Raw genomic sequence first — 25,681 nt, forward strand, 5'->3', positions numbered from 1 at the left:
AGTATGATTAATAAGTTCACAATTTTGATTGAACATTTTTAGACAAAAAAAGAAATTAATGAGGGTATCTCTCTAAAATAATAGATATTTTAAATAAAATGAGTCTATTATGAACAGGAATTTGAAGAAACATTTTCATTATTTACCTGGAGGCTACCCAACAACTATATTGCTATATAAATAAAGATTTATTCTATAATTTTAAGATTGTAGGTGAAATGTATGGAATCTTTGATTAGTGTTATTATTCCAGTTTATAATACTGAAAATTATATTGGAGTTTGCTTGGAAAGTCTTGTTAAACAGACTTATACAAATTTTGAAGTGCTTATGATTGATGATGGTTCTACAGATAATTCAGGAAGAATTTGTCAGGAATATACAGAGAATTAATTGATTTGGATTCTTTTGATCATTCATATCGGTTTGTAAGTGGAAAGTTAGTAAGACGAGATGTTGTGGGAGATATTCGTTTTAATACTTTGACAAGCTTGGGTGAGGATATGGAATTTTGGTTTAAAATCTATCTAATCTCACCTAAATCTGTCTATATCAATAGAGATAGTTATATTTATAGAGTAGGTGAAGGCTCTACGAGACATTTTAGTTTACTCAAGGTCAGGTGTGATCTACAGCAACGTGAAAATTTCATAGCTCTTCTTGGTGCTCGAAATATAGATGTTGGTCGATACGTAGACAATTTTGTATCCCTGTTAAAATTTCGAAAAAAAGAACTTGAAGATAAGGATCTATCAGCAACAGATACGATGAAATGGATTAAGGAAACATTATATTTACTTGATAAGTAAGTTAATAAATAGATTTTGATGTTATGTAAAGATGATAGAATAAAATCTATTTGGTTTAATGTATGTAGGACAATAAATAATGTTAGTTAGAATAAATGATAAGGATTTAAAATGGGAAATACCAAACGTGCAGTAGTATTTGCAGGTGATTATGCTTATATTCGACAAATCGAAACAGCGATGAAATCAATCTGTAGACACAATAGTCATTTGAAAATTTATTTGCTAAATCAGGACATTCCCCAGGAATGGTTTAGTCAAATAAGAATATATTTACAAGAGATGGGGGGCGACTTGATTGATTGCAAGTTGATTGGCTTACAGTATAAAATGAACTGGTCTAATAAATTACCTCATATCAATCATATGACCTTTGCACGCTATTTTATTCCAGATTTTGTAACAGAAGATAAAGTTCTCTATCTAGATAGTGATTTGGTTGTGACTGATGATTTGACCGATTTGTTTGAATTAGATTTAGGTGAAAATTATTTGGCTGCAACTCGTTCTTGCTTTGGAGTAGGTCTTGGATTCAATGCTGGTGTTCTCTTGATTAACAACAAAAAATGGTGCTCTGAAAATATCAGGCAACAATTGATTGAATTAACAGAAAAAGAACATGAGAATGTGGCAGAAGGTGATCAGTCAATTTTGAATATGCTTTTTTATGACTCATATATTGAAATAAACGAAACGTTTAATTACCAGATTGGTTTTGATAAAGGGGCCGCAGAACAAGGGCATGCTTGGATTTTGGAAAAATCAATTAATCCACTCCCTAAAGTTTTGCATTATATTTCTAATGATAAACCTTGGAATCAATTTTCTGTAGGTCGTCTCCGTGAAATTTGGTGGAATTATTCTTTTATGGAATGGGGTTATATCGTATCTACTTGGAAAGAAAGGGGAGAGCACTATTCTGCTAATATATTTAAGCCGAAATTAACTTGTATGAATCTAACTAACTCATGGTGTGTTGAGAATATGAAATTTTTAGCTCAGGCTTTACCTGAAGTACATTTTCATGTTGCGGCACACACTTTTATGGCAGATGAGTTAAAAGTTCTATCGAGTTTTCAAAATGTCAGCTTATACCCTAACTCATTTCCAATTCTAATAGAAAAAGTTCTAAAAGAATCTGATATATATTTAGATATAAATCATGAGGATAAATTAGGTTATATTTATGATTTAGTCAAGAAGTATTCTAAGCCTATGCTAGCTTTTGATAATACTCGACTTCCTAATTTCGATGATAGTTCATATGAAAGTATTTGTTCACATGAAAGGCCAGAAGAAATGGTAGAGATTATAAGAAAATACATGGAGAATCAATTATGCAAAAATCAATCGTTCTAGCTACGGATAATAATTACTTGGTACAGGCCGAAACAACAATCAAGTCTATTCTTGTTCATAACACAAATGTATGTATCTATGTTTTGAATAATGATATTGCTCCAGAGTGGTTTAAGTTATTAAATGCGACATTAAGTACAGTAAATTCACAAGTTATTAATATTCGTGTGGATAAGAATATGTTTAACAATTATAAAACAGGAGACTTGATTAACTATACAACTTTTTTTAGATATTTGATTCCGGACTTAGTTCATTCTGATAGGACATTATATTTAGATTGTGATTTGTTAGTAGCAGGAGATTTATCTGAATTATTTACTATTGATATGGAAGGAAAACCTATTGCTGCTGTTGCCAGTCCCTACGCATGGGAAAGTGATTTATATGGTTTTAACGCGGGAGTCTTACTGATCGATAATAAGTTGTGGAGAGAGAATCTTTATATACCCCAGCTTTTAAGTTTGACAGAGGAGAAGCAAGCTGAGGTTGCAATGGCTGACCAAAGTATATTAAATATTTTCTTTCAACATAATTGGAAGGAAATTGACAGCACATATAATTATCTGGTAGGATTGGATTATAATTATAGAGATGCAGAATTGCCGAGATTAGAAAATGAGCTCCCTATAATTATCCATTTCGCAGGAACACACAAACCTTGGCATACTTATAGTAGTACTCGACTTCGTGAACTTTGGTGGAGTTATAGAAATTTGGATTGGTTTGAAATTTTATCAAAAACTGCTAATTTGAATTTTAGACAACGAAGTCATCAATCAAAAAAGCAAATATTTATTTTAACACTGGCTGCAGAAATAGAACATATCCACTTTCTTATCAGTTCTTTATTTGATTGGCATTTTCATATCGCAGCTCCGTGTGATTGCTCTGAACCGTTAACTTCGTTATCTCAGTATACAAATGTGACAGTATATCAAAATGTTTTGCATAGTAAAATTGACTGGTTGTTATCTGATTCAATCGTTTATTTAGATATTAATCACTATATAGAGACGATGAATATTCTTAGTAGAGCGAAAGAGCAAAAACTTAAGATTTTCACGTTTGATACTACAAGGAAATCTAATGATGATAACTTATACGATGGAATATTTTCAATTGATAGACCTGATGAAATGATTTCGGCTATAAAGTTGATTGAGCCAGATTTTTAATAGTTGTTTGAGAGGCTAAGAGTTGAACAGTCTGAAATTTATTGAGTATGTATTACGAAAAATTACTTAACTTGTATTTATAATAAAAATACTTTGATTATTTTTGTAAATATTAAAACTACTTGAATTATTCAATAACTAATTTATAAAATTAAGATAGATTAAAATTTTGAATTTTTGATGATGTTGTGTTTGAGAAGTAGTGATATTTTCAGGTTATTGTTTTGATTTTTAGGGTTTTATATAATGATTGAACCGTTTAAAATTTAGAAATCATGTTAATTTTATGGATAGAGTGAATAAGGGGTTAATAGTTTATGAAGAAAGCAATTGTACTGGGGGCAGATAATGGTTATATGGATAAGGTGGAAACTACCATCAAATCTGTTTGTGCTCACAATCATAATATAAAATTTTACATATTTAACGATGACCTACCCTCTGACTGGTTTCGAATTATGAATTTTAGATTGAAAGCTAATCAGTCTGAAATTGTAAATGTAAAAATTTCTGACCATACTCTTAAAAATTACCGACTAGCAATTAGTTATCTTTCCTACGCAGCTTATTTTCGCTATTTCATAGGAGAATTTGTAGAAGAAGATCGAGCGATTTACCTTGATTCAGATATAATCGTAACATCTTGCTTGGATGAATTGTTTAACATCGATTTGGAAGATTATTGGTTAGCCGGAGTTGCTGATTACTTTGATGGAGATTATACGGGTGGATTTAACTCGGGAATGATGGTTATTCCTGTTAAAAAGTGGAAGGAAAGTGATATAGCCAATCAACTCTTACAATTAACAGAACAATACCATCAAACAGTATTTGGAGATCAGGGGATTTTAAATATCTTATTTAAGGAAAAGTGGAAAAAATTGGGGCGCCTCTATAATTTTATGGTTGGTATGGATACGCTGGCTCAAGTTGTGAATGATGAGTCTTGGTATCAATCGTCTTTACCTGATAGTATTTTGCCAAAAGTTATTCATTATACGGGCGATAAACCTTGGTATCACTTATCAAAGAATCGTTATAGATCTATATGGTGGTTTTATTATAGTGTGGAGTGGTCAGATATTCTTCTGAGAAAAAATCCTATAAAAGGTCAATTATTGAGCGATTTTAATACTCTTATTGAACCTCCTCTTTTTCATACTGCGATATTTACAGATTCATGTGAATTGGAACAGATTGAAAGGTTATTAATAGAGTTTCCTCAGGTACATTTTTCGATTTTAGCACACACTTCATTTGCTTCGTCTGTTATTGACTTACAACAATTTTCAAATGTATCTGTATATCCGGGATTCATTCCTTTTACATTTGATGAAGTGTTAAAAAATCTTGATTTTTATTTAGATATTAACCATGGAAATCAAATAGCTGATATTATTAGTAAAGTTCGTGCATTGGGCAAACCAATCTATTCCTTTGATGTTACTAATCATGATGATACAGGTTATAATAAAGTTTATGAGGTTTCTGAAATTATGCAAATGATTAAAGATATAAAAATGTATCTTGGAACAATAAAATAGGGATAACAGAGATGAATAAAATAATAGCGATGGGGGCCGATAATGGCTATATGAATAAGGTAGAGACAACCATTAAATCAATAGCAGCTTTTAACGATCATTTTAAAATCTATGTATTTAATGATGATTTGCCATCAGAATGGTTTCGTGTTATGAATAGGCGTTTAGCCCCACTTAATTCGGTGGTAGTTAATGTAAAAATTTCAGATAACAATTTGCGAAAATACAATCTCCCAACACCTCATTTATCATATGCTGCTTATTTTCGTTTTTTTATTCCAGATATGATAACTGAGGATAAAGTATTGTATTTGGATTCTGATATTATAATCAATGATGATTTAACGAATCTTTTTGAAATTGATTTAGGTAATAGTCCTGTAGCTGCAGTCAGAGATGAATTGCAAGAAACAAATTTTAATTCGGGGGTATTGCTTATTAATAATTCTTATTGGAGAGCTTACTCAATCTCAAGGCAACTTTTTAATGTGGCTGATCAATATCATGAAGTTGAGTTTGGAGATCAAGGAATCTTAAATCGTTTTTTTGTAGGGCAATGGAAAGAACTAGATTTCAAGTATAATTTTATGGTTGGTATGGATACCATTGCTGAGCGATTTCAAAAAAACGAATGGTATGAAAAAGCAAATCAATATGAGTCTCTAATTTCCATTATTCATTACACAGATAGTAAACCTTGGTCATCAGTGTATAATAATCGTTTAGGAGATAGATGGTGGTTTTATTATGGTATGGAGTGGTCAGATATTATTCTACGAAAAGAGATTATTAAGCATGGTTTAGAAGTAGTTACAGAAAAAGAAAAGTATCACACTGCAATTTTTACGAATGCTTGTGAGATGGAACATCTGGAGTATTTAATAAAAGCACTACCAGAGGTTCATTTTCATATTCTAGCGCATACTAATTTCGCCTCTCAAGTAGTTGATTTACAACGTTATTTAAATGTGTCAATCTATCCTCAGTTTAATCGTTATAATTTTGAAAACATACTAAATAGAATAGATTTCTATTTAGATATTAATCATTACAATGAAATTATGAATATTATTCAAGAGGTTCATAGACTCGGTAAACCGATTTTTTCATTTGACAATACAAGCAAAGATCAGACAGGTAAAAGTTTTATTTTTTCTTCGCTTGCTCCTGAAACGATGGTAGAAGAAATTATTACTTATCTCAATTCTTTGCATAAATAAATTAGTCAGTTATTGTAAATATTTAATAAATAATTTATCAGATGTAGTATTTAGCAACTAGTAATGAGAGGTGTGAAATGACTAGAAAATCTATTGTATTAGCGGCAGATAATGCCTATCTTATTCCTTTAGAGACGACTATAAAGTCTGTTTTGTATCACAATAGGGATGTTGATTTTTATATTCTTAATAGTGATATAGCTCCTGAATGGTTCAAATTATTGGGAAGTAAAATGGAAGTTGTAAATTCAACAATCCATAATGTACACATTGATAGAGAACTTTTTGAAGACTATAAAACAGGGCCACATTTAAACTATGCTTCTTACTTTAGATTTTTTGCGACAGAAGTGGTTGAATCTGATAGAGTATTGTATTTGGATTCTGATATCATCGTAACTGGAGACTTAACTTCTCTATTTCTGATAGATTTAAAAGGACATTCTATTGGAGCTGTTGATGATGTCTATGCCTATGAAGGACGAAAATCTGGATTTAATTCTGGAGTTTTGTTAATGGATGTTGCAAAGTGGAAAGAAGATTCTATTGTTAATAGTTTATTGGAATTAGCAGCTGGGCAGAATCAAGCTGTTCACCTTGGGGATCAGAGTATATTGAATATTTACTTTGAAAATCAATGGCTACCATTAGAAGAAAATTATAACTATATGGTTGGTGTTGATATTTATCGTTTAGATCAGGAGTGTGAACGTTTGGATGACAATCCACCTACAATTGTTCACTATGCTAGTCATGATAAGCCATGGAATACATACAGTATATCTAGATTACGTGAATTATGGTGGGTGTATAGAGACCTAGATTGGACTGAGATTGCTTTTAAATATTCTAACCTCGATTACTTTGTACGATCAAAGCAATCTGAGAAGAATGCTTTTGTTGCAACATGGGTATTAGAAGTGGAGCATTTAGAGTTCTTAATTCGTGAGTTACCTGATTGGCATTTTCATATTGCTGCTCCAGTGTATTGTGCATCTGCTTTAACTAATCTTTCTATTTATAAAAATGTAACGATTTACCAAAATATTATTCATAAAAGGATAGAGTGGCTATTAGATGATGCAACTCTCTATTTAGACATTAACCATGGGGCTGAGGTCTTCGATGTTTTGTCTAAAGCTAGAGAGCGAGGAAGAAAAATCTTTACCTTTGAAAATACTAGAAAGTCATCTGATGATAGTATGTATGATGGTATTTTTTCTATAGATAGACCTGAAGAAATGGTTAGAGTTTTAAGGAAATTAGAAGTTTGATCTTTACCATCTGGTGTAAAAATAATATATAATAAAAGTGAGATTTGACCCCAAAGCAAATAAAGGAGTATTTTGTGACTAAGATTTATTCGTCAATAGCAGTAAAAAAAGGACTATTTACCTTATTTCTACTGTTTATCTATGTATTGGGAAGTCGTATTACTCTCCCTTTTGTTAATTTGAATTCCAAAGATTTCTTAGGTGGTTCAACAGCCTACCTAGCTTTTTCAGCAGCCCTTACAGGTGGAAACCTAAGAAGTTTATCTATTTTTTCTATAGGATTATCACCTTGGATGTCTGCAATAATCTTGTGGCAGATGTTTTCTTATTCTAAAAAATTGGGGCTAAGTTCTACAGCAATTGAAATTCAAGATCGTCGAAAAATGTATCTGACCTTGCTGATTGCTGTTATTCAATCCTTGGCGGTTAGCTTGAGCTTACCAGTACAATCCTCCTACTCGGCAATTTTGGTTGTTTTAATGAATACCTTGTTGCTGATAGCAGGAACAATTTTTCTTGTTTGGTTGTCAGATTTAAATGTTAGCATGGGGATTGGGGGTTCTATTGTCATTCTCCTATCCAGCATTGTTTTAAATATCCCTCAGGATGTTATTGAAACTTTTAAACTGGTTCATATCCCTACAGAGATTGTTGTCTTGCTTGTTTTTATGACCATTATATTTTCTTATATGCTTGCCATTATGTATCGCGCGCGTTATCTAGTGCCAGTCAATAAGATAGGACTTCACAATCGTTTTAAACGCTATTCTTATCTTGAAATCATGTTGAATCCTGCAGGTGGAATGCCCTATATGTATGTGATGAGTTTCCTGAGTGTACCAGCTTACCTGTTCATCTTGCTTGGATTTATTTTCCCTAATCATTCAGGATTGGAGACTTTATCAAAGGAATTTATGATTGGAAAGCCTTTGTGGGTCTATGTTTATATTTCGGTCTTATTTTTATTTAGTATCATTTTTGCTTTTGTTAATATGAATGGAGAAGAGATTGCAGACCGCATGAAAAAATCTGGAGAATACATTTATGGAATTTATCCAGGTGAGGATACTAGTCGATTTATTAACCGATTGGTCCTTCGTTTCTCAGTCATAGGTGGTCTCTTTAATGTGATCATGGCAGGTAGTCCCATGCTTTTTGTTTTATTTGATGAAAAGTTATTAAGATTGGCAATGATTCCAGGCTTGTTTATGATGTTTGGAGGCATGATTTTTACGATTAGAGACGAGGTCAAGGCTTTAAGGCTAAATGAGACCTATAAACCTTTGATTTAGGAGACTTTTATGTATTATTTTATTCCAGCTTGGTATGGTTCTGAGAGGAAATGGCATGCAGATATCACTCCATGGTATTTTTCTCATTTTCGTCTAGAGTTTGACGATACCTTTCATCAGATTCGGCTCTTTCAAGAGCAAGATACAGATTCTCGTCTATTAGTATTAGCTTACCAGCCTCATCTACGTTATTTTTTACATAGACATGGTGTGTTAGAAACGGATACTTATTCCGTTTTTGATGTTATGCAAGATTTTCATAATCTCCATACCCAAGTGTTAAACATTAGAGATATTGAGTGGGATGATGACTGTGAATTTATTTATAGTCCCTTTACGATTATCGTTCAAAAAAATGGGAAGAAATTTGCTAAGGTTGAACACGGAGTTGAAGGTTTCATCAGTGATATACAGTATTTTGAACCGAATGGTCAAATACATATGCACTATATCATGGATGATCGTGGCTTTGTATCGAGTGTTATCTTTTTTGAAGATGGGCAAGTGGCTTATCAAGAATATCTGAATCCCAAGGGAGTGTGGCAATTCAGAGAGCGTTTAAAAGAAGGCGGACGGGTAGAAGTCAATCCAATTTTTGGTTATCGCTTTAAAGCGCTTATCTATCAAGACATGGGAGACTTGGTGGCAGAATTTTTTGAGAATTATCTGCAACAGTATGTGAAGGACCAGGATATTTTTATGCTTCCTTCTCATTCTCATCATAATCAGCTGGTCTTAGACCGCTTACCTAAGAAAAATCCGAAACTGTTGAGTCTTTTCATTGGACGTAATCCTCAAGATACCTTTAGGGATTTAGAATTAACTTTTGAAAAATCAGATTTGATTTTGGTGGATAGAGAGGATAGTTTACGATTGTTGCAGGAGTTGTATCCTGAACGAATGCATCAATTTTATCATTTATCATCTTTTGACACCCGTTTACGATTGGGACGAAGCCAAACTAAGAAAGAATCCATCATTTATTATCAACTGGATTTTGAGCAGGGGATTGATAAGGAAGCTCTGCTTCAAGTCTTGTCCTTTGTCGCTGAAAATAAAGATACTGAGGTGATTTTTGGAGCATTTGCTGCTAGTCAAGATCAAATGAATGAAGTGGAAGGGATTGTTGAGTCTTTCATCCAAGAAAACATTCAATACGAAAGTCTGGGAAAGGCGATTGATTATGGTGATGCAGAAAATCCTCTAGAAGAAAATCAACACCAGGACTTACGCATGCAGTTTGTCAACTTGAATGATGAGTTAGATTTGATAAAAAACCTAGAATTTGTCCGTTTGATTGTGGATTTGAATAGACATCCTCATCTCTACACACAGATAGCTGGTATTAGTGCAGGGATTCCTCAAATCAACCTAGTTGAAACCGTCTATGTTGAACATCTGAAAAATGGTTATTTGTTAGCAGATGTGACAGAATTTTCTAAGGCAGCACATTATTACACAGATAGATTGAAAGAGTGGAATGAGTCCTTGATTTATTCGATTGATAAGATTAAGGAGCACACTGGACAACGATTTATTGAAAAGTTAAAAAAATGGATAGAGGAGGTTAAAAATGTCAAAGGAACTTAATATTTTACAGATAGGACTTACCAATTGGGGAAATCAGTATGACATTCCTGAAAATATGAGTTGGTATCATTTTTACCCCAATTCATCAGTAGCCCTTCGTGAAATAATAGAAAAAGAGGATATTAGCCGTTTTCATGCAGTTTTAATAGAAGAGGGTCAGTATGCTAAAGACTTATTTTCCTTTGTAAAATATTTTGAACCTTATACTTTATTTTATAACCAGAATATACAAATAAATGACAGAGAGGTTGTGGATTTTCTAAAAAAACGATGTGCACAAGCAATTGATTTTTCAAGTCCCCAACAATTAATCAATGATTTGAGTAAATCTCTTTTTGGCGGTGGGTATGGTGATAAACTCTTTCCTTCAACGATACAAGTGAATCCAAATTTTACAGGAGCTATTTTTTATCAAGGATTGGATTATGTCGGTTTGGAAGGTGGATTTGGACAAGATTTTACCCAACTTGCCTATTGGGCTTATAATATAGTGGTTCAAAAAACACTCCCTATTGAGTTGTGGCTTGAATATGAAAAGCAAGGAAATTGTGACTTTCGTTTGGTTATTCGTAAAATATGGAGTGGCTCTGTTGATGATTTCTTTGAAGAGACAATAGTGTCTGAAAAAGACTTGGAGCAAGCACTTTTTATGGATAGTCGAGATGGAGATTACTTTCTCTCGATATCCGTTGAAGCAAGAGGTCATGGAACTATCAAACTTGGTAATCTTCACCAACGTTGGAGTCGAAAACAATTTGGTAAGTTTGTTCTTGGTGGAAATATCCTACATGATTCCAAGCGTGATGAAATAAACTATTTCTTCCATCCAGGTGATTTTAGACCGCCTTTAGCTATCTATTTTGCAGGTTATCGACCTGCAGAAGGATTCGAGGGTTACTTTATGATGAAAACTCTAGGATGTCCCTTCATTTTATTTTCTGATCCACGTTTAGAGGGGGGAGCTTTTTATCTAGGAACGGATGAGCTAGAGGGAAAGGTCAAAGAGACGATTGCTCATTATCTTGATTATTTAGGCTTTGATCGCAAGGATTTGATTTTATCAGGCCTTTCTATGGGAACGTTTCCGGCTCTCTATTATGGTGCTTCTTTTGAACCTCATGCTATTATAGTTGGTAAGCCCTTGGCAAACTTAGGAACCATAGCTAGCCGCGGACGTTTAGCAAGTCCTAGAGTTTTTCCTACGAGTTTTGATGTTTTAAAACATCAAACTGGAGGAGTAAGCCTAAATCACATGTTGGAGTTAGACCAGCGTTTTTGGAAAGTATTTAAACAAGCAAATTTTTCAAAGACAACCTTTGGTTTGTCCTACATGAAGGATGAAGATATGGATCCTCAGGCTTATGAGAATCTAGTTACTTATTTATGTAATACAGGTGCCAAGATTTTATCTAAAGGAACTGCTGGGCGACACAATGATGATACAGATACCAATATTGCTTGGTTTCTTCACTTTTATCGAATGGTACTAGCAAGTGGTTTTGGAAGGGAGAAAGAATGATTATCACACAGAGACAGTCTATTCATTGGGGAGAAGTGGGCGGGACTTATATGTACGGGTCAACTGTATCTTATTACCCTGACAAAAGTGTTCGTCTGTATAATCCTCTATTGCCATCTGGTGAAATTCTAAAGACTTGGTTTTCTAGTGTAAATTACCAGGCTGCACGGACTCAGCCCCAGCTTCCTTTACTAAAAAGAAATCAGGAATATCAACTATCACTGGTTTTTGATTGTCAGCCTGAAAATGGAGTTTATACCAAGATAACTTTTTTTGACCGCTATGGTGATATTTTAGAAGAAAAGGTAGAAAAAGTGAAAGATTTTATATTTACTTATCCAGAAGATAGTTATACTTATCAAGTTTCTCTTTTAAGTGCTGGTTTTGAATCCATAACTTTTTATCATTTTTCTATCAAGGAGATCAGAAGTGTTTAGACATTTAGGTCAAGATTTCCAGCTTAGGAAAGTGAAAAAGATTTTAAAGAGGATTAATAGCTTAAAAGGCAAGATGTCCTCTCTTTCGGATCAAGAATTAGTGGCTAAAACAGTGGAGTTTCGTCAGCGTCTTTCCAAGGGAGAAAGTCTAGATGATCTTTTAGTAGAAGCTTTTGCTGTGGCGCGTGAAGCAGACAAGCGGATTTTAGGGATGTTCCCCTATGATGTTCAGGTCATGGGAGCGATCGTCATGCACTATGGAAATGTTGCTGAGATGAACACAGGGGAAGGGAAAACCCTAACAGCCACCATGCCGGTCTATTTGAACGCTCTTTCAGGAGAGGGTGTGATGGTTGTTACGCCTAATGAGTATTTAGCAAAGCGTGATGCAGAGGAAATGGGCCAAGTTTATCGTTTCCTAGGCTTGACCATTGGGGTACCATTTGTGGAAGATCCAAAGAAGGAAATGAAAGCTGAAGAAAAGAAACGTATCTATGCTTCGGATATCATCTATACAACCAATAGTAATTTAGGTTTTGATTACCTAAATGATAATCTGGCTTCGAATGAAGAAGGTAAGTTTTTGCGACCTTTTAACTATGTCATTATTGATGAAATTGATGATATTTTACTTGATAGTGCACAAACTCCTCTGATTATTGCGGGTTCTCCCCGTGTTCAGTCTAATTACTATGCAATCATTGATACACTGGTGACAACGCTGGTCGAGGGAGAAGATTATATTTTCAAAGAGGAGAAGGAGGAGATCTGGCTTACTACTAAGGGTGCCAAGTCTGCTGAAAGTTTCCTAGGAATTGATAATTTATATAAGGAAGAACATGCGTCCTTTGCTCGTCATTTAGTTTATGCGATTCGAGCCCATAAACTTTATACTAAAGACAAGGACTATATCATTCGTGGAAATGAGATGGTATTGGTGGATAAGGGGACTGGTCGTTTAATGGAAATGACCAAATTGCAGGGAGGTCTCCATCAGGCCATTGAAGCCAAGGAACACGTGAAGTTGTCTCCTGAAACGAGGGCAATGGCCTCCATCACCTATCAAAGTCTTTTTAAGATGTTTAAAAAAGTATCTGGTATGACGGGGACAGGAAAGGTAGCAGAAAAAGAATTTCTTGAGACTTATAATATGGCCGTTATTCGGATTCCAACCAATCGTCCTAAGCAACGGATTGATTATCCAGATAATCTCTATGTGACTTTACCGGAGAAAGTTTATGCGTCTTTAGAATACATCAAAGAATACCATGCTAAGGGGAATCCTTTATTGGTTTTTGTCGGTTCAGTTGAAATGTCTCAGCTTTATTCATCGCTCTTGCTTCGTGAAGGGATTGCCCACAATGTTCTCAATGCCAATAATGCTGCGCGTGAAGCCCAAATCATCGCTGAATCAGGTCAGATGCGAGCAGTAACAGTTGCAACATCTATGGCAGGACGTGGTACAGATATCAAGCTTGGTAAGGGAGTTGCTGAGCTTGGTGGATTGATTGTCATTGGAACAGAGCGGATGGAGAGTCAGCGGATTGACCTTCAAATCCGTGGTCGTTCTGGCCGGCAGGGAGATCCTGGGATGAGTAAGTTTTTTGTATCCTTAGAGGACGATGTTATTAAGAAATTTGGTCCTTCTTGGGTGCATAAAAAGTACAAAGATTACCAAGTTAAAGATATGACACAACCAGAGATTCTTAAGGGACGCAAGTATCGGAGATTAGTTGAAAGAGCTCAGCATGCCAGTGATAGTGCTGGGCGTTCGGCACGTCGTCAGACCTTAGAGTATGCTGAGAGCATGAATATCCAACGTGATATGGTTTACAAGGAACGCAATCGTCTAATAGATGGTTCTCGTGACTTGGAAGATGTTGTTGATGAAATCATTACTAGCTACATAGATCAAGTGACTTCTTCAGAATATGAAAGCCGAGAGCTACTCTTCCACTTTATAGTGACCAATATTAGTTTTCATATTAAAGAGGTTCCAGACTATGTAAATGTGACTGACAAAACTGCAGTTCGTAGCTTTATGAAACAGGTGATTGATAAAGAACTTTCTGAAAAGAAAGAATTACTTGATCAACATGGTCTGTATGAACAGTTTTTACGACTCTCCATGCTCAAGGCTATTGATGACAACTGGGTAGAGCAGGTAGACTATCTACAACAGTTATCTATGGCTATAGGTGGTCAGTCTGCTAGTCAGAAAAACCCGATTGTAGAGTATTATCAAGAAGCCTACGCGGGATTTGAAGCTATGAAAGAACAAATCCGTGCGGATATGGTTCGTAATCTCCTGATGGGCTTGGTTGAAGTCACTTCTAAGGGTGAGATTATGACTCATTTTCCATAAGAGGAGAAAATATGACAATTTATAATATAAATTTAGGACTTGGATGGGCTAGTAGCGGTGTTGAATACGCCCAAGCCTACCGTGCTGGTGTTTTTCGGAAATTAAATCTGTCCTCTAAGTTTATCTTTACAGATATGATTTTAGCGGATAACATTCAGCACTTAACAGCCAATATTGGTTTTGATGATGAGCAAGTTATCTGGCTTTATAATCACTTTACAGATATCAAGATTGCACCGACTAGCGTGACGGTTGAGGATGTTTTGTCTAAGTTTGACGGTGTTGAAAGTCGTAGAGAAAAGAATGGCAAGGTTTTGCGTGTCTTCTTTTCTGACCAAGATAAGTTTGTCACCTGTTATTTGGTGGATGAGAACAAGGACTTGGTCCAGTATGTAGAGTATGTTTTTAAGGGCAACCTGATTCGTAAGGATTACTTTTCTTATACGCGTTATTGTAGCGAGTATTTTGCTCCCAAGGACAATGTTGCAGTCCTATACCAACGAACTTTTTACAATGAAGACGGAACTCCAGCCTATGATATCTTGATGAATCAAGGGAAGGAAGAAGTTTACCGTTTTAAGGATAAGATTTTCTATGGGAAGCCAGCCTTCATGCGTGCTTTTATGAAATCCTTGAATTTGAACAAGTCAGATTTGGTCATTCTCGATAGGGAGACAGGTATTGGACAGGTTGTGTTTGAGGAAGCACAAGCGGCGCATTTAGCGGTAGTCGTTCATGCGGAGCATTATAGTGAAAATGCTACAAATGAGGATTACATCCTCTGGAACAACTATTATGACTATCAGTTTACCAATGCAGATAAGGTTGACTTCTTTATCGTATCCACTGACAGACAAAAGGAAGTGTTGCAAGAGCAATTTGCCAAATACACCCAGCACCAACCAAAGATTGTTACCATTCCTGTAGGCAGTATTGATGCATTAACTGAGTCAAGTCAGGGACGTAAGCCATTTTCATTGATTACTGCTTCGCGTCTTGCTAAAGAAAAACACATTGATTGGTTGGTCAAGGCGGTCATTGAGGCGCGTAAGGAAATCCCTGAATTAACCTTTGATATCTATGGTAGTGGTGGAGAGGATTCTCTGCTTCGAGACATTATTGCAACTCATCAGGCTGAGGATTATATCCAACTCAAGGGACATGCGGAACTTTCGCAGATTTATAGTCAGTATGAAGTCTACTTGACTGCTTCAACCAGCGAAGGCTTTGGTTTGACCTTGATGGAAGCTATTGGTTCAGGCCTTCCTCTAATCGGTTTTGATGTGCCTTATGGTAATCAGACCTTTATAGAGGATGGGAAAAATGGTTATCTGATTCCAAGTTCATCTGACCATGTGGAAGATCAAATCAAGCAAGCTTATGCAGCCAAGATTTGTCAATTGTATCAAGAAAATCGTTTGGAAGCCATGCGTGCCCATTCTTATCAGATTGCAGAAGGCTTCTTAACCGAAGAAATTTTAGAAAAGTGGAAGAAAACAGTAGAGGAGGTGCTCCATGATTGAACTTTATGATCGTTATAGTCAGGAAAGTCGAGATTTACATGAAAGTCTCATGGCTACTGGTCTTTCTCATCTTGGAGTAGTCATCGATGCAGATGGTTTTCTGCCTGATGGTCTAGTATCTCCTTTTACCTATTATCTAGGATATGAAAAGGGAAAACCTCTCTATTTTAACCAAGTCCCTGTTCCAGCTTTTTGGGAAATTTCAGGAAATAATCAGTCTGCTCGTATTGAAGATATGACAGAGGAGAGAGCTCTTATTCATTATGCTGATGGAATGCAGGCTCGCTTGGTAAAACAGGTAGATTGGAAAGACCTGGAAGGTAGAGTCCGTCAGGTTGACCATTATAATCGCTTCGGAGCTTGCTTTGCTACAACAACCTTTAGCGCAGATAGTGAGCCGGTGATGACGGTTTACCAAGATGTCAATGGTCAGGAAGTTTTACTTGAAAACCATGTAACGGGTGATATCTTATTGACCTTACCTGGTCAGTCCATGCGTTACTTTGCAAATAAGGTTGAATTTATCACCTTCTTTTTGCAAGATTTGGAAATCGATACCAGTCAGCTTATCTTTAATACTCTAGCGACACCTTTCTTAGTTTCCTTCCATCATCCAGATAAGTCTGGATCAGATGTTTTGGTTTGGCAGGAACCCCTCTATGACGCCATTCCAGGCAATATGCAGTTGATTTTGGAAAGCGATGATGTGCGTACTAAGAAAATTATCATTCCAAACAAGGCGACTTATGAGCGCGCTTTGGAGTTAACTGACGAGAAATACCATGATCAGTTTGTGCACTTGGGTTACCATTATCAGTTTAAACGCGATAATTTCCTAAGACGAGATGCCTTAATCTTGACTAATTCAGATCAGATTGAGCAAGTGGAAGCAATCGTAGAAGCCCTGCCTGATGTCACTTTCCGCATCGCAGCGGTGACAGAGATGTCTTCTAAGCTCTTAGATATGCTTCGTTATCCTAATGTGGTCCTTTACCAGAATGCTAGTCCACAGAAGATTCAGGAACTGTATCAACTGTCGGATATTTACTTGGATATCAATCACAGCAATGAGTTGTTGCAGGCAGTACGTCAGGCCTTTGAACACAATCTCTTGATTCTTGGATTCAACCAAACGGTACACAATAGACTTTATATCGCTCCAGACCATCTATTTGAAAGTAGTGAGGTTTCTGCTTTGATTGAGACCATTAAACTGGCTCTTTCAGATGTTGATCAAATGCGTCAGGCACTTGGCAAACAAGGCCAGCATGCAAACTATGTTGACTTGGTGCGATATCAGGAAACCATGCAAACCGTTTTAGGAGGCTAATATGTCAGACGAAGATTTATTTTACAAAGACGTTGAAGGTCGCATGGAGGAGTTGAAACAAAAACCTATCAAGAAGGAAAAAGAAACCCGAGGGGAAAAGATTAGTAAAACTTTTTCACTCATCTTGGGTTTAATGATTCTAATCGGTTTGTTCTTTACTTTGCTAGGAATTTTGAGGTAGGCCTATGATTGACATACTGATTGTTTTAACTATTGTCCTCTCTCTTGCTTTGATTGTATTGGTAACCATACAACCCCGCCAAAATCAATTATTCTCTATGGATGCCACCAGTAATATTGGTAAACCAAGCTACTGGCAGAGCAACACCCTGGTAAAGGTCTTCACTTTATTGGTGAGTTTGGCCTTATTCATCCTACTATTAACCTTTATGGTGCTAACTTACAAATAAAAGAAAACTCCAGATTTTCACTTTTTGTGATTGGTCTGAAGTTTTCTTTTTTACTGTCCATATTTTTTGTAAAAGTCAACTTTTACTTGGATGAAGGTTTTGGCTTCACGTAGGAGTTGAAGAAGGGTGGCTCGGGTTTCAAATTCTTCTCTTGTCTTGGGTAGACTGCGGTTACGGAAGACTTCCAGATAGCGTTCGATTTCATCTAGTAAATCAGAAGCAGGATTGGTCTGGCTCAGTTGACCGGCAATTTTTGAAAAGAGTTGGGCTAAAATTAGGCTCTCACTGGCAGCTAGGTGACAGGTGTTGATTTGTTGGGCCATATTTCGCAGGATACGACTTTGTCGCTGTCTCATTTCAAAATAGTGGATATGGTAGTCGGTCTGGTGAAAGAGGTGGTCAGAGTGATCTAGATAGACCAGTCTGAGGGCTTCTTCCAAAAGTGTGTCCAATTCGTCAACTAACTGTGCTCGGTTGCGTCCATCCCCTCTGGATAAATAATATTTGAAGCGTTGAAGAATATCTTTTAACTTTTCTTCTACCAATGTGTGGTAGTGATGAATTTCCTCTTCTCGTGAAGGCATATAGAGATTAACCAGTAAGGCAAATCCTGTACCGATAGCAAAGAGAAGGAATTCATTGACTAGAAGGTCTGGAGAGGTTGATTTTTGCACCAAGAGATGGCTAACCAAAACAGTGCTTGGTGTGATGCCAATTTCCCAGCCCATCTTGTAGGCTAGAGGCACATAGAGGGCTAGATAGAGGCCGAGGCTCCAGATATGAAATCCGCTCAAGTGAAAAGCCAGAACACCGATAGTTAGAGCTAGGAGCATGGAAAAGAGTCGATTGCGGGCCAGTTTTAAGGTACTTCTACGGGTATCGGATAGGCTCAAGAGGGCGATGATTCCAGCCGAGACAGCTGAGGAGAGATTGAGAAAATAAGCAAGAAGGCAGGCAAGACAGGTAGCTAAGATGAGCTTGGTCGTACGTTGGCTAATAGACATAAGGATTTCCTAGTAAGTTAGAATAAAAGCGGAAAAGACAAGACCTGAGCAGGCTTGCCTTTATGAGTTATTTTTTACGGGCTGCCGCGTATTCGGCAACGGCAGTAAAGAGGACATCTGTTGAAGAGTTGAGAGCTGTTTCACATGAGTCTTGGATGACCCCAATCACAAATCCAACACCGACAACTTGCATGGCAATATCGTTAGAAATACCAAAAAGGCTACAAGCAACTGGGATAAGAAGGAGGGAACCTCCGGCAATACCAGAAGCACCACAGGCTGAGATTGCTGCTACTACACTGAGGACAAAGGCTGTCGCAAAGTCAACAGGGATTCCCAAAGTATTTACTGCAGCAAGGGTCAAAACGTTAATAGTAATCGCTGCTCCGGCCATGTTGATAGTAGAACCGAGTGGGATAGAAACCGAATAGGTATCTGGATCTAGTCCGAGGTCGTGGCAAAGTTTCATATTGACAGGGATGTTGGCCGCAGAACTACGAGTGAAGAAGGCTGTCACACCACTGACACGCAAACATTTCAAAACGAGGGGATAAGGATTTCTCTTCATAAAGAGGAAGGCAATTAGTGGATTGACTACCAGAGCCACAAAGAACATAGTTGTCACCAAGAGGGCAAGCAAGATTCCGTAGTTAGCTAGACTTCCGATCCCCTTATCAGAGATGGTTTTGAAGACAAGGCCAAGGATTCCAAATGGAGCTAGGTTGATGATCCATTCGACAATCTTAGAAGTCACATCAGCCATAGTTTTCAGCAATTCTTTACTATTTTTGCTGGCCTCTCTCATAGCAATACCGAAAACAACTGCCCAAGACAGGATACCGATGTAGTTGGCTGTGACAAGGGCATTGACTGGATTGTCAACCAGTTTGAGCAAGAGATTGCTGAGGACCTGGCCAATCCCATCTGGTGGTGCGATTTCTGTATTGGCACTATTTAAGGTAATCTCAACAGGGACTATGAAACTTGCTAGTACAGCGATAAGGGTAGCAGCAAAGGTTCCCACCAAGTAAAGGAAGATAACGGTTTTCATGTTGCTATCTTGTCCCTTTTGATGTTGGGAAAGGGCGTTAGCAACGAGGGCAAAGACTAGAATAGGTGCGATGGCTTTTAGACCGCCAACAAATAGATCTCCGAGTAGACCAATTCCTGAAATGTTAGGAAGTGTCAGTCCTAGGGTTCCTCCAATAAGCATACCAATCAAAATCCGTTTGATTAGGCTTGCCTTATTCCAAGCATGAATGAATTTTTTCATAACAACCTCCTTAGTTGTGTAATGTTTATGATTATAGTATAAATATGAACTAAAATCAAGAATTTTCTGTCTATTTTGGCTATTATTTTTGAATATTTATGGAGATTCATCACTTGTGAAAGTATGGTATAATAAATGAAAGGAGTTTTCTATGCAAGAATTTTTTAAAACCTACCTCAATAAGCTTGATGTTACAACGATTATTGAGAATATCTTAACCAAGTTAATTTCTCTGTTATTCCTATTTTTACTCTTTTATATAGCTAAGAAACTGCTCCATACCATGGTGCAGAGAATTGTTAAACCTTCTCTAAAAATGTCTCGTCATGATGTCGGGCGTCAGAAAACCATCTCACGTTTATTATAGAATGTGTTTAATTATACCCTTTATTTCTTTTTGCTTTACTGTATCTTGTCTATTTTGGGTTTACCAGTTTCTAGTTTGCTGGCAGGTGCTGGGATTGCTGGGGTGGCCATTGGTATGGGAGCCCAAGGTTTTCTGTCTGATGTCATCAATGGCTTTTTCATCCTCTTTGAACATCAACTGGATGTGGGAGATGAGGTCGTTCTGACAAATGGGCCTATTACTGTATCGGGCAAGGTTGTCAGCGTCGGCATTCGAACAACGCAACTCAGAGGAGAAGACCAGGTTCTGCACTTCGTTCCCAATCGGAATATCACCGTTGTCAGCAATTTCTCTCGGACAGACCAGGCCTGAAATTTTAGCAGATTTATGGTACAATAGAAAGAGTTTGGTAAAGGAGAGAAGATGTTTTTAGAAAAACAGTTGGGCAATGGTTGTACCTGGATTAACCTAGATTTGGACAAGTTGAAAAAACTAGAGGACCTTTCTGAAATCTACGGTTTGGACAAGGAAACCATCGAATACGCGCTGGATAGAAATGAGCGCGCTCACATGGATTATCACCGTGAAAATGGGACTGTGACCTTTATCTACAATGTCTTGAACTTGAAAAAGGATAAGGAATACTACGAAGCTTTTCCTATGACCTTTATCGTGGAACATCGTCGCCTGATTACCATTAGTAATACCAAGAACGCCTATGTCATTGAACAGATGATCCGTTATCTGGAGAATCATGACACGCTTTCGATTTATAAGTTTCTCTTTGCCAGTCTGGAAATCATCAGCAATGCCTACTATCCTGTCATCGAGCAGATGGACAAGAGTAATGATGAGGTCAATGGGCTCTTGCGTCAGCGAACAACTAAGAAAAATCTTTTTGCGCTGTCCGACTTGGAGACTGGTATGGTTTACCTCACTGCGGCTGCCAAGCAAAATCGCATGTTGCTCGAGCATATTCAAGGGCATGCCCTCTATCGCAGTTTTAACGAGATTGAGAGAGAACAGTTTGATGATGCCATGATTGAGGCTCATCAGCTGGTATCCATGACAGACTTGATTTCTCAAGTACTCCAACAACTATCAGCATCTTACAACAACATCCTAAACAATAATCTGAATGATAATTTGACAACCTTGACCATCATTTCAGTCTTGCTAGCGGTTTTGGCAGTCGTGACAGGCTTTTTCGGAATGAATGTTCCCCTACCTTTAACAGATGAGCCCCATGCTTGGCTCTACATCAGTTTGGCTAGTGCTGGGTTGTGGATTGTCTTGTCATTGTTACTAAGGAAAATTGCGAAAAAAAGTTAAGAAAAGGAGCCAGAATGGCGATTGAAAATTACATGCCAGATTTTGCTGTGGAAGCAGTTTATGATCTGACAGTCCCAAGCCTGCAGGCGCAGGGAATCAAGGCTGTTTTGGTCGATTTGGACAATACCCTCATTGCTTGGAACAACCCTGATGGGACGCCAGAGATGAAGCAATGGCTACATGACCTTCGGGACGCGGGCATTCGCATTATCGTAGTCTCAAATAACACCAAAAAACGTGTCCAACGAGCAGTTGAGAAATTTGGGATTGATTACGTTTATTGGGCTCTGAAACCCTTCACATTTGGGATTAATCGTGCCATGAAGGAATTCCACTATGAGAAAAGCGAAGTGGTCATGGTTGGTGACCAGCTCATGACAGATATACGAGCAGCCCACCGTGCAGGCATTCGCTCGATTTTAGTCAAACCCTTGGTCCAACATGACTCGATCAAAACGCAGATTAACCGAGCTCGTGAGCGCCGTGTGATGAAGCAAATTACTGAAAAGTACGGACTGATTACATATAAAAAAGGAATTTAACTATGGAAGAAATTCTCTGTATTGGTTGTGGAGCAACCATTCAGACGACAGACAAGGCTGGTCTTGGTTTTACTCCCCAGTCGGCACTCGAAAAAGGTTTGGAGACTGGCGAAGTCTATTGCCAACGCTGTTTCCGTCTCCGCCACTACAATGAAATCACGGATGTCCAGTTGACGGACGATGATTTCCTCAAGCTCTTGCACGAGGTGGGAGACAGTGATGCCTTAGTGGTCAATGTCATTGATATCTTTGATTTTAATGGCTCTGTTATCCCAGGCTTGCCACGTTTTGTCTCAGGCAATGATGTCCTCCTGGTTGGAAATAAAAAAGATATCTTGCCCAAGTCTGTTAAACCAGGTAAGATTAGCCAGTGGCTCATGGAACGTGCCCACGAAGAAGGGCTTCGTCCAGTCGATGTCGTCCTAACTTCAGCCCAAAACAAACATGCTATTAAGGAAGTCATAGACAAAATCGAGCACTACCGAAAGGGCCGTGATGTCTATGTGGTCGGTGTGACCAACGTTGGAAAATCAACCCTTATCAATGCCATTATCCAAGAAATTACGGGTGATCAGAATGTCATCACGACTTCACGCTTCCCAGGGACAACCTTGGACAAGATTGAGATTCCGCTTGATGACGGATCTTATATCTACGATACACCGGGGATTATCCACCGTCACCAGATGGCTCACTACTTGACGGCCAAAAACCTCAAGTATGTCAGCCCTAAAAAGGAAATCAAGCCTAAAACCTATCAGCTCAATCCAGAGCAAACCTTGTTTCTAGGCGGTCTAGGACGCTTTGATTTCATCACTGGTGAAAAGCAAGGTTTCACAGCCTTCTTTGATAATGAACTCAAACTCCATCGTACCAAGCTTGAAGGCGCTAGTGCTTTCTACGATAAGCACCTTGGAACCCTTCTAACACCACCAAATAGTAAGGAAAAAGAAGATTTTCCTAAACTAGTTGAGCATGTATTTACCATCAAGGACAAGACAGACCTAGTCATCTCTGGACTCGGCTGGATCCGCGTAACAGGAACAGCCAAAGTCGCCGTCTGGGCACCAGAAGGCGTCGCAGTCGTCGCACGAAAAGCAATTATTTAAAATAAAATCACTGAGCGAACAAAGTGAGCTCATAAAAAGATAGTTATTGCCGTGGTGTCTTGCCAATCAATAGATTGGCAAGGGGCACAATTGAGACCAAGGCTCAATGGTGAGGTCAGGAAATCCATTTTTCAAAGATGAGATCTTTGGAAAATTAGTTCCGACCGTCCCTCACCACCTAAAATAACTATCAAAAAAACAAGGAAGAAATTATGTCATTAACATCAAAACAACGTGCCTTCCTCAACAGTCAGGCACACACCCTCAAACCCATCATTCAAATCGGGAAAAATGGCCTCAACGATCAAATCAAAACCAGCGTCCGTCAAGCACTTGACGCCCGTGAATTGATTAAAGTAACGCTCTTGCAAAACACAGATGAAAATATCCACGAAGTAGCTGAAATCTTGGAAGAAGAAATCGGTGTGGATACAGTCCAAAAAATCGGACGCATCTTGATTTTGTTTAAACAATCTAGCAAGAAAGAAAATCGCAAGATTTCTAAAAAAGTCAAAGAAATCTAAAAAACCTACTCCAAACAACTGTTTTTACAGAGAAATAAAGGAGACTAGCCTATGGCAATCGAACTATTGACTCCCTTTACCAAGGTAGAGTTGGAGCCAGAAATCAAGGAGAAGAAACGTAAACAAGTCGGGATTTTAGGAGGAAATTTTAACCCTGTTCACAATGCCCATCTGATCGTTGCGGACCAAGTACGTCAGCAGTTAGGACTGGATCAAGTCTTGCTCATGCCTGAATACCAACCTCCTCACGTAGATAAAAAAGAAACCATCCCTGAACACCATCGTCTCAAGATGCTTGAATTGGCGATTGAGGGGATTGAAGGTCTGGACATTGAAACTATTGAGTTGGAACGTAAGGGCATTTCCTACACCTACGATACCATGAAGATTTTGACAGAGAAGAATCCAGATACGGATTATTACTTTATCATCGGTGCCGATATGGTGGACTATCTGCCTAAGTGGTATCGAATTGATGAACTGGTAGATATGGTTCAGTTTGTGGGAGTTCAGCGCCCACGCTACAAGGCAGGGACTTCCTATCCAGTTATCTGGGTTGATGTGCCTCTCATGGATATCTCGTCCAGCATGGTGCGTGACTTTATTGCTCAAGGACGAAAACCCAACTTTCTCCTGCCTCAGCCTGTGCTAGACTACATCGAGAAGGAGGGTCTCTACTGATGGCCTATCAAGACTATATCAACTGCTCTCGTGAGGCTTTGTTGGAAAAAATGGCAGAGCTTCTGCCTGAAAAACGCTTAACCCATTGCTTGGGTGTGGAGCGTGCAGCCAAAGAACTGGCTCAGCGCTTTGGAGTCGATGCCGAGAAAGCAGGCCTAGCAGGCCTTCTTCATGACTATGCTAAAAAGCTGTCAGATCAGGAATTTTTAGACTTGATTGACCGTTATCAGCTAGACCCTAACCTCAAAAACTGGGGCAATAATGTCTGGCATGGGATGGTCGGAATTTACAAAATTCAGGAAGATTTGGATTTGCATGATTCAGAAATTCTGCGAGCCATTGAAATCCATACAGTCGGGGCCGGTCAGATGACTGATCTTGATAAGGTTATCTACGTCGCAGATTATATCGAGCATAATCGTGCCTTTCCTGGAGTGGATGTAGCGCGTGAGATTGCAAGTATATCGCTTAATAAGGCGGTGGCCTACGAAACAGCTCGTACCGTGGAGCATCTAGCTCATCAGGAATTCCCCATCTATCCCCAAACCCTTGAAACCTATAACGCCTTTGTGCACTATTTGAAAGAGGACTAAATGAACGAAAAAGAATTACTAGAACTAGTCGTGAAAGCGGCTGATGAGAAACGTGCGGAGGATATTCTCGCACTTGACGTACAAGATTTGACTAGCGTGACGGATTACTTTGTTATTACTAGTTCAATGAATAGCCGTCAGTTGGATGCTATCGCTGACAATATCCGTGAAAAAGTAGCTCAAGCAGGCTTTAAAGGCAGTCATGTCGAAGGCGATGCGGCTGGAGGCTGGGTCTTGCTGGACCTTGGTGCTGTCGTTGTGCATGTCTTTTCAGAAGAAATGCGTGCCCATTATAATCTAGAGAAGCTATGGCATGAGGCGAATTCAGTAGATATTTCAGAAGCTCTTGCTTAGAAGATGAACTCAGTTGTAGTCAACTGGGTTTCTTTGCTTATTTTAGAAAAATTGATAGAAAGGTAAAGGGCGA

Annotated in this window: 25 protein-coding genes and 1 pseudogene; 24 read left to right on the plus strand and 2 right to left on the minus strand. The window is 37.9% G+C overall.

Annotated elements, in window-relative coordinates; translation table 11 throughout:
• The first annotated feature begins 222 nt into the window (after nt 1-222).
• The 16 genes from FJN11_RS10790 to asp5 all read left to right on the plus strand — a co-directional run bounded on the left by FJN11_RS10790 (nt 223) and on the right by asp5 (nt 17,850).
• Nucleotides 223-393, plus strand: a complete 171-nt coding sequence (locus FJN11_RS10790) for a glycosyltransferase family 2 protein (RefSeq protein WP_246039352.1) — start codon at nt 223-225, stop codon at nt 391-393.
• A gap of 65 nt (nt 394-458) precedes the next feature.
• Complete coding sequence (locus FJN11_RS10795) at nt 459-809, plus strand: hypothetical protein (RefSeq protein WP_246039353.1); 351 nt, start codon at nt 459-461, stop codon at nt 807-809.
• A gap of 111 nt (nt 810-920) precedes the next feature.
• Nucleotides 921-2,168 (plus strand): glycosyltransferase, encoded by a 1,248-nt coding sequence (locus FJN11_RS01770; RefSeq protein ID WP_140223911.1) that lies wholly within the window; start codon nt 921-923, stop codon nt 2,166-2,168.
• Entirely contained in the window at nt 2,147-3,346 is a 1,200-nt protein-coding gene (locus tag FJN11_RS01775; RefSeq protein WP_125852087.1) for a glycosyltransferase family 8 protein, read from the plus strand. Before FJN11_RS01770 ends, FJN11_RS01775 begins: the two co-directional genes overlap by 22 nt.
• A 317-nt stretch (nt 3,347-3,663) precedes the next feature.
• Nucleotides 3,664-4,890, plus strand: a complete 1,227-nt coding sequence (locus FJN11_RS01780; RefSeq protein ID WP_049551809.1) for a glycosyltransferase family 8 protein — start codon at nt 3,664-3,666, stop codon at nt 4,888-4,890.
• Between the two features lie 11 nt (nt 4,891-4,901).
• Entirely contained in the window at nt 4,902-6,110 is a 1,209-nt protein-coding gene (locus tag FJN11_RS01785) for a glycosyltransferase family 8 protein (RefSeq protein WP_140223912.1), read from the plus strand.
• Nucleotides 6,111-6,187: 77 nt separating this feature from the next.
• A complete protein-coding gene (locus FJN11_RS01790; RefSeq protein ID WP_049551807.1) occupies nt 6,188-7,384 on the plus strand; it encodes a glycosyltransferase family 8 protein in 1,197 nt (398 codons plus the stop codon).
• 74 nt (nt 7,385-7,458) lie between these two features.
• Nucleotides 7,459-8,676 (plus strand): accessory Sec system protein translocase subunit SecY2, encoded by a 1,218-nt coding sequence (gene secY2 / locus FJN11_RS01795; protein WP_140223913.1) that lies wholly within the window; start codon nt 7,459-7,461, stop codon nt 8,674-8,676.
• A 9-nt stretch (nt 8,677-8,685) separates the two neighbouring features.
• Entirely contained in the window at nt 8,686-10,266 is a 1,581-nt protein-coding gene (asp1, locus tag FJN11_RS01800; protein WP_049551806.1) for an accessory Sec system protein Asp1, read from the plus strand.
• The gene (gene asp2, locus FJN11_RS01805; RefSeq protein WP_049551805.1) at nt 10,250-11,785 is read left to right on the plus strand and encodes an accessory Sec system protein Asp2; all 1,536 of its coding nucleotides are present in this window, start codon (nt 10,250-10,252) and stop codon (nt 11,783-11,785) included. Before asp1 ends, asp2 begins: the two co-directional genes overlap by 17 nt.
• Nucleotides 11,782-12,222, plus strand: a complete 441-nt coding sequence (gene asp3 / locus FJN11_RS01810) for an accessory Sec system protein Asp3 (protein ID WP_004260817.1) — start codon at nt 11,782-11,784, stop codon at nt 12,220-12,222. Before asp2 ends, asp3 begins: the two co-directional genes overlap by 4 nt.
• Nucleotides 12,215-14,587 (plus strand): accessory Sec system translocase SecA2, encoded by a 2,373-nt coding sequence (gene secA2, locus FJN11_RS01815; protein WP_140223914.1) that lies wholly within the window; start codon nt 12,215-12,217, stop codon nt 14,585-14,587. Before asp3 ends, secA2 begins: the two co-directional genes overlap by 8 nt.
• A gap of 11 nt (nt 14,588-14,598) precedes the next feature.
• Nucleotides 14,599-16,110, plus strand: coding sequence for an accessory Sec system glycosyltransferase GtfA (gtfA, locus tag FJN11_RS01820; RefSeq protein WP_140223915.1), 1,512 nt, complete (start codon nt 14,599-14,601; stop codon nt 16,108-16,110).
• Nucleotides 16,103-17,440 carry an accessory Sec system glycosylation chaperone GtfB gene (gtfB, locus tag FJN11_RS01825; RefSeq protein WP_140223916.1) on the plus strand — a complete coding sequence of 446 codons (1,338 nt, stop codon included), beginning with the start codon at nt 16,103-16,105 and terminating at the stop codon, nt 17,438-17,440. The genes gtfA and gtfB overlap by 8 nt, the downstream gene beginning before the upstream one ends.
• Nucleotide 17,441: 1 nt before the next feature.
• Nucleotides 17,442-17,621 carry an accessory Sec system protein Asp4 gene (asp4, locus tag FJN11_RS01830; protein ID WP_140223917.1) on the plus strand — a complete coding sequence of 60 codons (180 nt, stop codon included), beginning with the start codon at nt 17,442-17,444 and terminating at the stop codon, nt 17,619-17,621.
• A gap of 4 nt (nt 17,622-17,625) precedes the next feature.
• Complete coding sequence (gene asp5 / locus FJN11_RS01835; RefSeq protein ID WP_140223918.1) at nt 17,626-17,850, plus strand: accessory Sec system protein Asp5; 225 nt, start codon at nt 17,626-17,628, stop codon at nt 17,848-17,850.
• Nucleotides 17,851-17,900: 50 nt separating this feature from the next.
• On the opposite strand, the gene FJN11_RS01840 is transcribed toward asp5, so the two are convergent.
• A complete protein-coding gene (locus FJN11_RS01840; RefSeq protein WP_140223919.1) occupies nt 17,901-18,854 on the minus strand; it encodes an aromatic acid exporter family protein in 954 nt (317 codons plus the stop codon).
• Nucleotides 18,855-18,921: 67 nt separating this feature from the next.
• A complete protein-coding gene (gene sstT, locus FJN11_RS01845; protein WP_140223920.1) occupies nt 18,922-20,127 on the minus strand; it encodes a serine/threonine transporter SstT in 1,206 nt (401 codons plus the stop codon).
• Nucleotides 20,128-20,278: 151 nt separating this feature from the next.
• Here sstT and FJN11_RS01850 point away from each other — a divergent pair.
• From FJN11_RS01850 to rsfS, 8 genes and pseudogenes are all read left to right on the plus strand, one after another.
• A pseudogene (locus FJN11_RS01850) lies at nt 20,279-20,845 on the plus strand (mechanosensitive ion channel family protein).
• 51 nt (nt 20,846-20,896) lie between these two features.
• Nucleotides 20,897-21,805, plus strand: a complete 909-nt coding sequence (locus FJN11_RS01855; RefSeq protein WP_140223921.1) for a magnesium transporter CorA family protein — start codon at nt 20,897-20,899, stop codon at nt 21,803-21,805.
• Nucleotides 21,806-21,819: 14 nt separating this feature from the next.
• Nucleotides 21,820-22,347 (plus strand): YqeG family HAD IIIA-type phosphatase, encoded by a 528-nt coding sequence (locus FJN11_RS01860; RefSeq protein ID WP_246039354.1) that lies wholly within the window; start codon nt 21,820-21,822, stop codon nt 22,345-22,347.
• Nucleotides 22,348-22,349: 2 nt separating this feature from the next.
• Entirely contained in the window at nt 22,350-23,456 is a 1,107-nt protein-coding gene (yqeH, locus tag FJN11_RS01865) for a ribosome biogenesis GTPase YqeH (protein ID WP_125431616.1), read from the plus strand.
• Nucleotides 23,457-23,668: 212 nt separating this feature from the next.
• Nucleotides 23,669-23,980 (plus strand): ribosome assembly RNA-binding protein YhbY, encoded by a 312-nt coding sequence (yhbY, locus tag FJN11_RS01870; protein ID WP_000060169.1) that lies wholly within the window; start codon nt 23,669-23,671, stop codon nt 23,978-23,980.
• Between the two features lie 51 nt (nt 23,981-24,031).
• Nucleotides 24,032-24,661, plus strand: coding sequence for a nicotinate-nucleotide adenylyltransferase (locus tag FJN11_RS01875; protein WP_000963708.1), 630 nt, complete (start codon nt 24,032-24,034; stop codon nt 24,659-24,661).
• A complete protein-coding gene (yqeK, locus tag FJN11_RS01880) occupies nt 24,661-25,254 on the plus strand; it encodes a bis(5'-nucleosyl)-tetraphosphatase (symmetrical) YqeK (RefSeq protein ID WP_140223922.1) in 594 nt (197 codons plus the stop codon). The genes FJN11_RS01875 and yqeK overlap by 1 nt, the downstream gene beginning before the upstream one ends.
• Complete coding sequence (rsfS, locus tag FJN11_RS01885; RefSeq protein WP_125454847.1) at nt 25,255-25,608, plus strand: ribosome silencing factor; 354 nt, start codon at nt 25,255-25,257, stop codon at nt 25,606-25,608.
• The last annotated feature ends 73 nt before the right edge of the window (nt 25,609-25,681 follow it).

The organism is Streptococcus symci, assembly GCF_006385165.1.
Lineage (GTDB): Bacteria > Bacillota > Bacilli > Lactobacillales > Streptococcaceae > Streptococcus > Streptococcus symci.